The organism is Pseudomonas sp. DR48 (assembly GCF_019823085.1).
In the GTDB taxonomy this organism is placed as follows: Bacteria; Pseudomonadota; Gammaproteobacteria; order Pseudomonadales; family Pseudomonadaceae; genus Aquipseudomonas.
This window is the reverse complement of the sequence record NZ_CP081946.1, coordinates 4,184,367-4,197,354: the sequence shown is the minus strand read 5'-3', so window position 1 is coordinate 4,197,354 and position 12,988 is coordinate 4,184,367. Positions and strand designations below refer to the sequence as shown.

General features: G+C 60.5%; 11 protein-coding genes and 3 tRNA genes. All 14 read right to left on the bottom strand.

Annotated elements, in window-relative coordinates:
• Positions 1-124: 124 nt before the first annotated feature.
• Positions 125-2,548: a TonB-dependent receptor gene (locus K5K95_RS18995; protein ID WP_222585562.1), complete on the bottom strand. Its 2,424-nt coding sequence runs from the start codon at positions 2,546-2,548 to the stop codon at positions 125-127.
• 67 nt (positions 2,549-2,615) lie between these two features.
• Positions 2,616-3,566, bottom strand: a complete 951-nt coding sequence (locus tag K5K95_RS18990; RefSeq protein WP_222585561.1) for a FecR domain-containing protein — start codon at positions 3,564-3,566, stop codon at positions 2,616-2,618.
• Entirely contained in the window at positions 3,563-4,072 is a 510-nt protein-coding gene (locus tag K5K95_RS18985) for a sigma-70 family RNA polymerase sigma factor (protein WP_222585560.1), read from the bottom strand. Before K5K95_RS18985 ends, K5K95_RS18990 begins: the two co-directional genes overlap by 4 nt.
• A gap of 382 nt (positions 4,073-4,454) precedes the next feature.
• Positions 4,455-4,531 (bottom strand) — tRNA-Asp (locus K5K95_RS18980).
• Positions 4,532-4,622: 91 nt separating this feature from the next.
• Positions 4,623-4,699, bottom strand: a tRNA-Asp gene (locus tag K5K95_RS18975).
• 56 nt (positions 4,700-4,755) lie between these two features.
• Positions 4,756-4,831 (bottom strand) — tRNA-Val (locus K5K95_RS18970).
• 183 nt (positions 4,832-5,014) lie between these two features.
• Positions 5,015-5,779, bottom strand: a complete 765-nt coding sequence (locus K5K95_RS18965; RefSeq protein ID WP_222590369.1) for an SDR family oxidoreductase — start codon at positions 5,777-5,779, stop codon at positions 5,015-5,017.
• A gap of 5 nt (positions 5,780-5,784) precedes the next feature.
• Positions 5,785-6,996, bottom strand: a complete 1,212-nt coding sequence (locus K5K95_RS18960) for an O-succinylhomoserine sulfhydrylase (RefSeq protein ID WP_090182294.1) — start codon at positions 6,994-6,996, stop codon at positions 5,785-5,787.
• Positions 6,997-7,060: 64 nt separating this feature from the next.
• On the bottom strand, positions 7,061-8,566 hold the full coding sequence (gene purF, locus K5K95_RS18955; RefSeq protein ID WP_010456022.1) for an amidophosphoribosyltransferase: 1,506 nt from the start codon (positions 8,564-8,566) through the stop codon (positions 7,061-7,063).
• 41 nt (positions 8,567-8,607) lie between these two features.
• Complete coding sequence (locus K5K95_RS18950; RefSeq protein WP_222585559.1) at positions 8,608-9,168, bottom strand: CvpA family protein; 561 nt, start codon at positions 9,166-9,168, stop codon at positions 8,608-8,610.
• Between the two features lie 98 nt (positions 9,169-9,266).
• The gene (locus K5K95_RS18945) at positions 9,267-9,932 is read right to left on the bottom strand and encodes an SPOR domain-containing protein (RefSeq protein WP_222585558.1); all 666 of its coding nucleotides are present in this window, start codon (positions 9,930-9,932) and stop codon (positions 9,267-9,269) included.
• Entirely contained in the window at positions 9,916-11,223 is a 1,308-nt protein-coding gene (folC, locus tag K5K95_RS18940) for a bifunctional tetrahydrofolate synthase/dihydrofolate synthase (protein ID WP_222585557.1), read from the bottom strand. Before folC ends, K5K95_RS18945 begins: the two co-directional genes overlap by 17 nt.
• Positions 11,220-12,140 carry an acetyl-CoA carboxylase, carboxyltransferase subunit beta gene (gene accD, locus K5K95_RS18935; RefSeq protein ID WP_056744405.1) on the bottom strand — a complete coding sequence of 307 codons (921 nt, stop codon included), beginning with the start codon at positions 12,138-12,140 and terminating at the stop codon, positions 11,220-11,222. The genes folC and accD overlap by 4 nt, the downstream gene beginning before the upstream one ends.
• Before the next feature lie 177 nt (positions 12,141-12,317).
• Positions 12,318-12,944, bottom strand: coding sequence for a phosphoribosylanthranilate isomerase (locus K5K95_RS18930; protein WP_222585556.1), 627 nt, complete (start codon positions 12,942-12,944; stop codon positions 12,318-12,320).
• Positions 12,945-12,988 lie beyond the last annotated feature (44 nt).

The window sequence follows — 12,988 nt, the reverse complement described above, 5'->3', positions numbered from 1 at the left end:
TCTACTCAAGCTGATTGAAAAAACCAGTGCATGGTCGACCGCACGCTCACCATGAACGCAAGGGGTAACCGGGGATAGCAGCCCCGGATAACGCGCAGCAATACTTCCTGTATGTGCCCCGTTTTCAGAAGTCGACGGTGGCGGACAGGAGATAGGTTCGTGGGGTCGAGAGCGTCAATCCGGGCTCACTGTCATCCGAGGCTCCGGCGGAACTCCAATAGCGCTTGTCCGCCACGTTCTCGACATTGGCCCGCAGGGTGATGTTCTTCTCGTCGAGCTTGAACGCGTAGCGAGCGCCGACGTCCATGCGCGTCCAGGCGTCGATTTCCTTGACGTTGGACTGGTCCAGGTACTGCGAGCTGGAATAGATGGCGCGGCTGGTCAGGGTCAGGCCTTCCACGGACCGCACGTCATATTCAGCCCCCACATTGACGTTGTATTTCGGTGTGGCCGGTGCGCGGTTGCCGTCGAAGGTGCCGTTGGTGGTGTTGGTCAGCTCGCTGTCGATGTACATGACACCGCCCAGCAGGCGGACACCGTTGAGCGGTTCACCGAACATGCTCACTTCCACACCGGTGTTTTCGCGCTTGCCGTTCGGGCCGAAGACCCGCGTGATGGCGTTGGTTTCATAGGCAGGCTGCTTGATTCGGAATACCGCTGCCGTTACAGCGAACGGACCCGCGTCATATTTGGCGCCGACCTCAACCTGGCGGCTGATAAACGGCGGGAAGATCTCGTCTTCGTTCACCGAGGTCGATGGCGCAATCTTGCCCTGGCTCAGGCCTTCCATGTAGTTGGCATACAGCGACAGCTTGTCGGTGGCCTTGAACAGGATGCCGCCCGATGGCGAAACTTTTTCCTCGTCGTAGGCGGTGTTGCCCTTGATATTGTCCGACCAGTCATCGACCTTCACGCGCTGCCAGCGGGCACCGAGCGTCAGCAGTACGCGGTCATCGAAGAAGCCCAGGGTGTCGGACAACGCCACGCCGCTAAAACGGTTCTCGGTGTAGACCTTGGGATCCTGTCGCGTGGGCCGGACTGGTGTCGGTGTTTCCACGGGGTCGTAGAGGTTACTGGGGGATGCGGCATAACGGGCGCCGCCATTTTCAAAGTCCATGTAGAAGTAGCTGGCCGCCAGGTTGACTTCATGGCTGACAGGACCGGTGTGGAACCAGTTGCGCACACCCACATTCGCCGTGCGGACATTTTCGTCACGGGTGAAGTCGCGGGGCAGAACGCTGAAATCACCGGCGTCGTTGGTAATCGAAACGGCATGCCGGAGGAAGTCATGATTGCTTTTACGCGCTCCGACACCGCCGTACAGCATGACGGAATCACTGACGTCGAATTCGCCGTTCACCATACCGAAGGTGTCCTTGGTCCGCGCCTTGCTCCACGACTGCGCATAGTTGCGGCGAACATCGCTGGCATGAGGAACCTGCGCGTTGGCGCCGACGGTCACACGCTCCTGCGGGGCATCAGTATCGCGCTCGGTGTGCCCGACATCCGTCGAGAGTCGCAGCCGATCACCGCGAAAATCCAGGCCCAGTACCGCCATGTCGCGGTCGACACTCTGGTGGTCCCATTCGGTATCACCGGACTGCTTCACACCGTTGAAACGAATCCCGAATTTGTCATCTTCACCAAAGCGCCGGCCGATATCCACGGCACCGCCGATCTGGTTGTTGGAGGCATAGTTGGCAGTGAGCGAGGTGATCGGCGTGTCGGTGGCGCGCTTGGGCACCACGTTGATCCCGCCACCGACACTGCCCCGCGGCGAGATGCCGTTGATCAGCTCGCTCGGGCCTTTGAGGATGTCGACGTGATCGGCCATCTCCATGTCGATCGTATAGGTCGGCAGGACGCCGTAGAGGCCGTTATAGGAAACATCGCTGTTGAACAGGCTGAGCCCGCGAATGGTGAACTGCTCATAACGTCCGCCCGCCGGATTGGTGACCCGAACCGACGGATCATTGGCAACTAGGTCGCCCAATGTACGCGCCTGCTGGTTCTTGACCACCTCGCTGGTGTAGGTAGTCATGCTGAATGGCGTTTCCATGAAATCTTTCGAGCCCAGTAAGCCTTGCGAGCCTTTGCGCGCGACCTGTCCACCGGCATATACCTCGCCGTCCGTCCCGCCCGTGGCACCGAGAACCGAAGTCGGCGCCAGTTGCAGGCTGCCGACTTCTGGCGCCGGGGTCAGGATGTACGCCTGCTCGCCCACCGGGCGCAATTGCAGACCGGAACCCTGCAACAGTCGAGCAAAGCCCTCCTCGACCGCGAACTCACCGGAAAGACCAGGGCTGTTGCGACTGCTGACGAGCGACGGATCCATTGATAGATTGACCCCGGCCAGTCCGGCGAAACGGGTCAGCGCGGCGCCGAGGCTGCCGGCCGGCACCTGATAACTGCGTCGCGAAGCATCGTCAGCCCAACCAGCAGTGATGAACAACGGACAGGCACTCAGGCTCAACAACAGGCTCAAGTGCAACAACGGGCGCAGCCTGAATGGAGCCAGACGCGTACTGCAAGACATCACTGCGGGCATTGAGAATCTCTCTGATTTCGTTTTACATGCCTTGAATGACAAGCAACACGAAAAAAGGGGACACGCCTCAAACACTATTTTTGCGCGGCAGCAGCGTTACCCAATAACGCGTGCGCGAATGCACTTCCAGCGGCAGGCTGGCCGCCAGCAACGCAAGGATGCGATCAGTGTCTTGCAGACGAAAACTACCGGTGACGCGCAGGGATTCCAGTTCGGGCTCCCAGCGCAATACGCCTGGACGATAGGTACTGAGTTCACGCAGGAAATCCCCCAAGGGTTGGTTTTGCGCCATCAGCACACCGTCGCGCCAGCCTGGGGCGAACACATCGAAGGGTTCCACAGCGCCGGCGCCCGCCGCTTGAAGGCTGACTTGCTGGCCGCCGCGCAATGAAAAGACTGGCCCGCGCAGAGGCTGCAACTGCACCGTGCCTTTAAGCACCGATACCTTGCACCCCGACGGCCCCTGACGAACGCACACGTCGCTCTGACTGACGATGACTTGCCCAAAGTGCGTCTGGATCGTCAGCGGTGCGGTGCCGGGCTCATTCAGCGCTATTTCGCCTTCTACGAGTTTCAGAAGCCGATTATTCATATCGAGATCGACGGCGCTCGCGGTGTTCAATTGCAGCGTACTGCCATCGATCAACCGGACTTTCTTGCCCTCCCCGGTCGCGGTGCGCAGGTCGGCTCCCCAGACATCCAGCGGCAATTGTCGACTGATCAGCCAGGCTGTCGGCACCAGCGCCACCGCGCCGACAGCGCGTTTGAGGACGGCGCGCCGACTCGCTTGCGGGCGGTCCAGACTGGCCATCGCCAGCGCGGGCGGAAGGTCGGCAAAGCGTTGGCGCAAGAGTTGCGCCCTTTGCCAGGCCTGTTCGTGACTGGAATGACTGTCGCGCCAACTCTGCAACTCGGCATGATCGCGCTCATTGGCGGAACCGGACTCCATGAGCGCCAGCCACTGCGCGGCGGCCCGTACGACTTGTCGGGCTTCAGCCGAAGGTGCTGAACCGATCACAGTTCCACCAGCAGACAATGTTCATAGGCTTGCGCCATATAGCGCTTGATAGTGCGCTCCGAGACTTGCAGGCGCTCGGCGATCTCTTGATAACCCAGGCCTTCGAGCTGGCTCCAGAGAAATGCCCGTCGCACGGGCCTCGGCAAGCCATCAAGCAATTCGTCGAGCGCTTGCAGGGCTTCCAGCAGAATCCAGCGCTGCTCGGGGGATGGCGCACAGTCTTCAGGCAACAGCGCCAATGCATTGAGGTAGGCCTGCTCCAGACTGCGACGCTTGTAGAAGTTGGTGAGCAGGCGCTTACCGACGGTCGCCAAGTAGGCGCGGGGTTCTTCCAGGTCAGCGATGCGTTGGGAGCTGGCGAGTAAACGCACGAACGTGTCCTGGCTGAGGTCCGCCGCATCGCTGCCATTGCTCATGCGTCGTCTCAACCAGCTTTCCAGCCAGCCCCGGTGGTCGCGGTACAGGTCGTGGAACGTTTGCCCCGTCGGCGTCGCCGCATCACTCATCTATAGAAACCCTGCGCGAAGAAATATTTTAAATGCGACTCATTCTAATTAGTGTTGAGGCGTCAGATAAAGCGCTTTGTTCGCTTTGCACCCAGTGAACACTTGAATGAATGAGTAACGGATGGGAGATTTCGGCGTGCAGGCACCGGCTAATCATGGCTGCGGGTGATTGAGGGGAATTATCAAGAAAGGGCAAAATTCATTGCAGATCTGCACCGGCGTGACCGATGCGAATCCCTGATGACCAGGGGAAAGGAGGGAAAAGCCAAATCGCAGACACAAAAAACCCCGGTCTTTCGACCAGGGTCTTTGCTATCGACTCAAAGATAGCCAGCGGCTTTCTTTGTAGCTTCAAGGCGTTCAGTGGGCCTTGAAGCAGATATGGCGCAGCGGACGGGACTCGAACCCGCGACCCCCGGCGTGACAGGCCGGTATTCTAACCGACTGAACTACCGCTGCGTATCGCTTTGGACTTACGTCCAAGTAACTCGTCTGACTGGAAGCTTCGAGGCTTTCAATCTCGAACCAGGCGAACCTGACTCGGAAAATATGGCGCAGCGGACGGGACTCGAACCCGCGACCCCCGGCGTGACAGGCCGGTATTCTAACCGACTGAACTACCGCTGCGCGTCGGTGGAGGCTTTTAAAAGCTTCCATCTTGCTTTCGCAAGACTCTCAAGAAGTGGTGGGTGATGACGGGATCGAACCGCCGACCCTCTGCTTGTAAGGCAGATGCTCTCCCAGCTGAGCTAATCACCCTTTGCTTCGTTGAGGCCGCGAAATTTACGCAGGTAGCGAACCTAAGTCAATAGCAGGATTGAAGTTTTTTTCAAAACAGCTTCAAGTCTCAAGCTTCAAGCGGCCAGTAAAAGCCGGATTGCGGATTGAGGGCCTGCACGGGCTCGCCTTTAATTGCCGCTTGTAGCTTGAGACCTGCAGCTTCTACGCGTAGACCATCTTCTTGGTCATGCCGCCATCGACCACAAACTCCTGGCCCGTGACGAAACCGGCGTTCTTCGACAGCAGCCAGGCCACCATCGCCGCGACGTCTTCGACCGTCCCTACCCTGCCCGCCGGATGCTGGGCATGATCGGCATCGGTCAGCGGCTCGGCACGTCGTACCGCCGGATCCCGGGTATCGATCCAGCCCGGGCTCACCGCGTTGACCCGAATCTCCGGCCCGAGACTGATGGCCAATGCGTGAGTCAGGGCCAACAGACCGCCCTTGCTCGCCGCATAGGCCTCTGTGTCCGGCTCCGACTGTGCGGCGCGGGTCGAGGCCAGGTTGACGATCGCACCGCTGTGAGCGCGCAGATAAGGCGCACAGTGCTTCGCCAACAGCATCGGCCCACTGAGATTGACCGCCAACACACGGTTCCAGTACGCCAGATCAAGACTTTCCAGGGTGATGTTGTGCGGATCGGCCACCGCCGCGTTACACACCAGCGCATCCAGACGCCCGAATTGCCCCAACACTTCGGCGACACCCAACGCCACTTGACCCTCGTTCGAAACGTCCATGGCGATGAACCAGGCGTTTTCGCCCAGCACCTTCGCCACCTTCGAACCCCGCGCTCGATCCAGATCGGTCAGCACCACCTGCCAGCCTTCGCAGATCAGCCATGCCGCGATCCCCAGACCAATGCCGCGCGCGGCCCCCGTGACCAGTGCAACGCGGCCATGGGTGCCAGTGCCCGGTGTGGACATCTCGATCACAAGGCAGCCAACCCGCGCGCCAGATCGGCTTGCAGGTCAGCCACGTCTTCCAGACCGACCGCGATGCGGATCAGGCTGTCACGGATACCCGCCGCTTCACGCTCTTGCGGCGCCAGACGGCCGTGGGAGGTGGTGCTCGGGTGCGTGATGGTGGTTTTAGTGTCACCAAGGTTGGCGGTGATCGAAATCAGGCGCGTCGCGTCGATAAAGCGCCAGGCGCCATCTTTGCCGCCCTTGACCTCGAAACTCACCACGGCGCCGAAACCTTTTTGCTGACGCAAGGCGAGTTCGTGCTGCGGATGGCTCTTGAGGCCGGCGTAATGGACTTTCTCGATGCCATCCTGCTGCTCCAGCCACTCGGCCAGTTGCTGCGCGTTGGCGCAATGCGCCTTCATGCGCAGGCCAAGGGTTTCGAGGCCCTTGAGGAAGATCCAGGCGTTGAACGGGCTCAGCGTCGGCCCGGCGGTACGCAGGAAGCCGACAACTTCTTTCATTTGTTCGCTGCGACCGGCCACAACACCGCCCATGCAACGGCCCTGGCCATCGATGAACTTGGTCGCCGAATGCACGACGATGTCCGCGCCCATCTTCAGCGGCTGTTGCAGCGCAGGAGTGCAGAAGCAGTTGTCGACCACCAGCATCGCGCCTTTGGCGTGAGCGATTTTCGACAACTCGGCGATGTCCACCAGCTCGGCCAATGGGTTGGACGGCGATTCGACGAACAGCAATTTGGTGTTGGCCTTGATCGCCGCATCCCAGCCGGACAAGTCCGCCAGGGGCACGTAATCGACTTCAATGCCGAAGCGCTTGAAATACTTCTCGAACAGGCTGATGGTCGAGCCGAATACGCTGCGCGACACCAGCACATGGTCGCCGGCGCTGCACAGGCTCATGACCACGGCCATGATCGCGGCCATGCCGGTGGCGGTGGCCACGGCTTGCTCGGCGCTTTCCAGAGCAGCAATGCGCTCTTCGAACGCACGCACGGTCGGGTTGGTGTAGCGCGAGTAAACGTTGCCCGGCACTTCCCCGGCAAAGCGAGCCGCCGCGTCAGCAGCGGTGCGGAACACATAGCTGGAAGTGAAGAACATCGGATCACCGTGTTCGGCTTCCGGCGTACGGTGCTGACCGGCGCGTACGGCCAGGGTATCGAACGCTACGCCTTCGAGGTCGCTGTCCAGCCGACCGGCATCCCAATCCTGACTCATGCTGTCACTCCTTGCCTTGCTCATCTAGTAGATACAAAACCGGCCCCTCAGGGCCGGTTGTCACTCAGTTGTTATACAGATCAATGATCGCGCTGACTGCCTGCGTCTTGACCTTGGAGGCATCGTTACGAGCCTGCTCGATCTTGTTCAGGTAAGCCTCGTCGACGTCGCCGGTGACGTACTGGCCGTCGAACACCGCGCAATCGAACTTTTCGATCTTGATCTTGCCGCCACCGACCGCTTCGATCAAGTCAGGCAGGTCCTGATAGATCAGCCAGTCGGCACCGATCAGGTCAGCCACGTCCTGGGTCGAACGGTTGTGGGCGATCAGCTCATGAGCGCTCGGCATGTCGATGCCATAGACGTTCGGGTAGCGAACGGCCGGGGCAGCGGAGCAGAAGTAGACGTTTTTCGCGCCGGCTTCACGGGCCATCTGGATGATCTGCTTGCACGTGGTGCCGCGAACGATCGAGTCGTCCACCAGCATCACGTTCTTGCCGCGGAATTCCAGCTCAATGGCGTTGAGCTTCTGGCGTACGGATTTTTTCCGCGCTGCCTGGCCCGGCATGATGAAGGTCCGGCCGATGTAGCGGTTCTTCACGAAGCCTTCGCGGAACTTGACGCCCAAGTGGTTCGCCAGTTCCAGGGCCGCGGTGCGGCTGGTGTCCGGAATCGGGATGACCACGTCGATGTCGTGCTCCGGACGCTCGCGCAGGATCTTCTCGGCGAGCTTCTCACCCATGCGCAGACGGGCCTTGTAGACCGACACGCCGTCGATGATCGAATCCGGACGCGCCAGGTAGACGTGTTCGAAGATGCACGGGGTCAGGGACGGGTTGGTCGCGCACTGACGGGTGTGCAGCTTGCCGTCTTCAGTGATGTAGACCGCTTCGCCCGGTGCCAGGTCGCGAATCAGGGTGAAACCGAGCACGTCCAGGGACACGCTTTCGGAGGCGATCATGTATTCGACGCCTTCGTCGGTGTGACGCTGACCGAACACGATCGGGCGGATGCCGTGCGGGTCGCGGAAACCGACGATGCCGTAACCGGTCACCATCGCCACGACTGCATAACCGCCGACGCAACGGTTGTGCACGTCGGTGACCGCCGCAAACACGTCTTCTTCGGTTGGCTGCAACTTGCCACGCTGGGCCAGTTCGTGCGCAAACACGTTCAGCAGCACTTCCGAATCGGAATTGGTGTTGACGTGGCGCAGGTCAGATTCGTAAATCTCCTTGGCCAGCTGTTCAACGTTGGTCAGGTTACCGTTGTGCGCCAACGTGATGCCGTAAGGCGAGTTGACGTAAAACGGTTGAGCTTCGGCCGAGGTCGAGCTGCCTGCGGTCGGGTAACGCACATGGCCAATGCCCATGTGGCCGACGAGGCGCTGCATGTGACGCTGATGGAACACGTCACGCACCAGGCCATTGTCCTTGCGCAGGAATAACCGGCCATCATGGCTGGTCACGATACCGGCAGCGTCCTGGCCGCGGTGCTGGAGGACGGTTAGCGCGTCATACAGCGCCTGATTGACGTTCGACTTACCGACGATACCGACGATGCCACACATGCGACGCAACCCCTACTTAATGGATCTGAACTGAACACAACTCACAGAGGCGTTTTGGCCATCGGCAAGAGGTGCTCCTTGAACGGTATCTCAGCGGGTACGCTGATACCGCTGGCAAGCCACTGACTGCTCCACCCGAGGATCAGGTTTTTGGACCAGTCTGCGACCAATAGAAATTTTGGCACGAGCTGGGACTGCTGCCACCACCCGTCCTGCTGTACCGGCCCCAGGCTCAACAGCCCGACCGCCACGACCACCAGCAACACGCCACGCGCAGCGCCGAAGGCCATGCCGAGGAATCGATCGGTCCCGGACAACCCGGTGACGCGAACCAACTCGCCGATAAGATAATTGATCATTGCGCCTACGATTAACGTGGCGACAAACATGATGGCACAGCCCGTGATCACACGAGCCGATGGAGTTTGGATGTATCCGGCGAGGTACTCGGACAATGAACCACCGAACATCCAGGCGACGACTCCTGCGATGATCCAGGTCACCAGCGATAGTGCTTCTTTTACGAAGCCGCGGCTCAGACTGATCAATGCGGAGATGGCGACGATTGCAACGATCGCCCAGTCAACCCAGGTAAATGGCACAGTGCAGCCTACAGACGGATAAGGCGGCGCATTTTAGCAGAGCGCATGACTATCGGTAAGCTGCGATTTTCAGTGCATTTCAAATCGGGTCGATAGTTTTAATTGCGTTCAGGCTGGAAACGCACCACGAACCCCTTGAGATTCTTCTGGCGGCCCAGCAAGTCACGCAGACGATCGGCCTCGGCACGCTCGATCAGCGGTCCGACAAATACCCGGTTCTTGCCGTCGGCTGTACGGATGTAGGCGTTGTAGCCCTGACTGCGCAGGTCTTTTTGCAGACTTTCCGCGCTTTCACGGCTCGACAGGCTGGCCAGTTGCACCGACCAGCTGACCGACAGACCATTGGCGTCGACGCGGCTCTGAGTGGTGTCAGGCTTGCCCGGGGCTGCCGAAATCGGCTGAGACGGCGCGGCCGAAGGCTTGGCAGCCAAAGCAGGCACCGGAGCTGGCGCTGGTGCAACCGGCTTGGCGGCAGGCGCGACGGGTGCGGCAGGCGCGATCGGCTTCGCTGGCACGACCGGCTGAGCGACCTCGTCATCACTCGGCACAGGTTCCTCAGGCAACGCCTGTGGTTCTGGCACCACCACAGGATCGACCTGCACTTGTGGCACTGATGGTGCTTGCGGCGCAGACGGCGCTTCGACGGTTACCTGACGCTGTTCGTCCTGACGGGAAAACAGCATCGGCAGGAAAATCACCGCCAGCGCCACCAGAACCAGGGCGCCAACCATGCGTTGTTTGTATGCCTTATCCAGCAATGCCATTTGCCGCTTCCTCCGTGGAGCGCCGGGCCAGCCATTCAAGGGCCTCGGCGACACAATAAAATGATCCGAACAACAGAATCTCGTCGTCGCTTGTCGCCAGCGCGCACTGCCCTTCCAGGGCCGCAGCCACGCTGTCGTAGGACGTTACCGCGGCGCCAAGGTTCTGCAACGCGGCCTGCAAATCGGCAACCGGACGCGCCCGCGGTGAATTCAGCGGCGCAACCGCCCATTGCTGGACACTAGCATTCAATTCGCCGATGACACCATCCAGATCCTTGTCCGCCAACAATCCGAACACCGCCAGACGCTTGCCGACCGGCGGACGGCTGGCCAGACGGCGAGCCAGATACTCGGCGGCATGCGGGTTATGCCCCACATCCAGCAACAGGTTCAGGCGCTTGCCCTGCCAGTCGAACTGACGGCGATCAAGGCGACCGACCACCCGCGTCGCTTTCAGCGCCTCGACAATCTGCGCATCCACCCACGGCAACCCGAGCAACAGGTACGCCTGCAATGCCAGTGCGGCGTTTTCCATCGGCAGGTCGAGCAACGGCAGGTCGTGCAATTCGACCACACGCCCTTGAGCGTCCAGACCGCGCCATTGCCAATTGTGATCGGTCACACCGAGATCAAAGTCGCGGCCACGCAGGAAAAACGGGCAAGCCAGCTCGCGCGCCTTGTCCAGCAGAGGTTGCGGAGGATTCAGATCGCCACAGAGCGCAGGCGCACCCTGACGGAAGATGCCAGCCTTCTCAAAGGCCACGGACTCACGGGTATTGCCCAGATAGTCTGCATGATCGACGCCGATGCTGGTGACCAGCGCCATATCGGCGTCGACCACGTTGACCGTGTCCAGACGCCCGCCCAGACCGACTTCCAGCACCACGGCATCGAGCCCAGCCTGTTGAAACAGCCAGAACGCCGCCAGGGTGCCCATTTCGAAATACGTCAGGGACGTATCGCCACGGCCCGCCTCCACCGCAGCAAAGGCTTCGCACAGCTCGGCATCAGTGGCTTCGACGCCATTGACCTGCACCCGCTCGTTGTAACGCAGCAGGTGCGGAGAATTGTAGACACCCACCTTCAGGCCCTGCGCTCGCAGCAATGAAGCCACGAATGCGCAGGTTGAACCCTTGCCGTTGGTGCCGGTGACCGTGATCACCCGAGGCGCCGGCTTGCCCAGCCCCATGCGGGACGCTACCTGTTGCGAACGCTCCAGGCCCATGTCGATGGCCGAAGGGTGCAACTGCTCAAGGTAGGCGAGCCATTCGCCAAGGGTACGTTCGGTCATATGTTCGCAGGTACCGGCGGAACCACGATCGGCTCGATTGGCGCGGCGACGAATTTCGGCGTCGGCAAGCCCATCATTTGTGCCAGCAGGTTGCCCAGGCGCGGACGCAGTTCCTGACGGTGAATGATCATGTCGATCGCGCCGTGTTCCAGCAGGAACTCACTGCGCTGGAAACCTTCCGGCAGTTTTTCACGCACGGTTTGCTCGATTACGCGCGGACCGGCGAAACCGATCAGGGCCTTGGGCTCACCGACGATCACGTCGCCAAGCATTGCCAGGCTGGCGGAAACGCCGCCGTAGACCGGATCGGTCAGCACGGAGATGAACGGAATGCCTTCTTCACGCAGACGCGCCAGCACCGCAGAGGTCTTGGCCATTTGCATCAGGGAGATCAGGGCTTCCTGCATCCGCGCACCACCAGAGGCGGCGAAGCAGATCATCGGGCAACGGTTTTCCAGGGCGTAGTTGGCGGCGCGGACAAATCGCTCGCCGACGATGGCACCCATCGAACCACCCATGAAGGAGAATTCGAAGGCCGAGACCACTACCGGCATGCCCAACAGGGTACCGCTCATGGAAATCAGTGCGTCTTTTTCGCCGGTCTGCTTCTGGGCAGCGGTCAGGCGATCCTTGTACTTCTTGCCGTCGCGGAATTTCAGACGGTCAACCGGCTCCAGGTCCGCGCCCAGTTCGGCACGGCCTTCAGCGTCGAGGAAGATGTCGATGCGCGCGCGCGCGCCGATACGCATGTGATGGTTGCACTTGGGGCAAACGTCCAGGGTCTTTTCCAGCTCTGGACGATACAACACAGCCTCGCAAGACGGGCATTTGTGCCACAGACCTTCAGGCACCGAGCTCTTCTTGACCTCGGAACGCATGATCGAAGGGATCAGTTTGTCTACTAACCAGTTGCTCATGCTTTCTTTCTCCAGTACCGGCGGCCCGAACGCTCTGGTTCGCAGCCCCGCGTATGCCCTTGAGCTAAATTCATATGTGTGGCGATGATCAGTGGATGGCCGGGTCAGTGAAGCGTGACCTGCGTACAACCCAAAAATCCTCAGCCATGCGTGTGGACGGCGGCAGTGTGCCAGCCGTCACATCGACGTACCGCGTACCGTTTTGATGAATGCCTGAATCTTTGCGTGATCCTTGATGCCCTTGCTCGCTTCTACCCCACCGCTGACGTCCACCGCGTAAGGCCGCACCCGGGTGATGGCTTCGGCCACGTTTTCCGGGGTCAGGCCACCCGCGAGGATGATCGGTTTGCTCAAGCCTTGTGGTATCAATGACCAGTCGAACGCCTCACCGGTTCCGCCCGGCACTCCTTCCACGTAAGCGTCCAGCAAGATCCCGCTGGCACTTGGAAACGCATCGCATGCGGCGGCGATGTCGTCGCCGGCCTTGACCCGCAACGCCTTGATGTACGGACGGTGCCAGCCTTCACACTCTGCAGCTGTTTCGTCGCCATGGAATTGCAGCAAGTCCAGCGGCACGGCGTCGAGCAATTCGCCCAACTCGCAGCGGCTGGCGTTGACGAACAATCCCACGGTGGTCACGAACGGCGGCAATGCGCTGATGATCGAGCGAGCCTGCTGGAACGTGACTGCCCGGGGGCTTTTGGCGTAGAACACGAACCCGATGGCATCCGCCCCGGCCTCGACCGCCGCCAACGCATCTTCTATGCGGGTAATCCCACAAATCTTGCTGCGAACGGCTGACATGTCGATAGAACCTCAGGGCAAATCCGAGAAAGTCCCGGATGGTA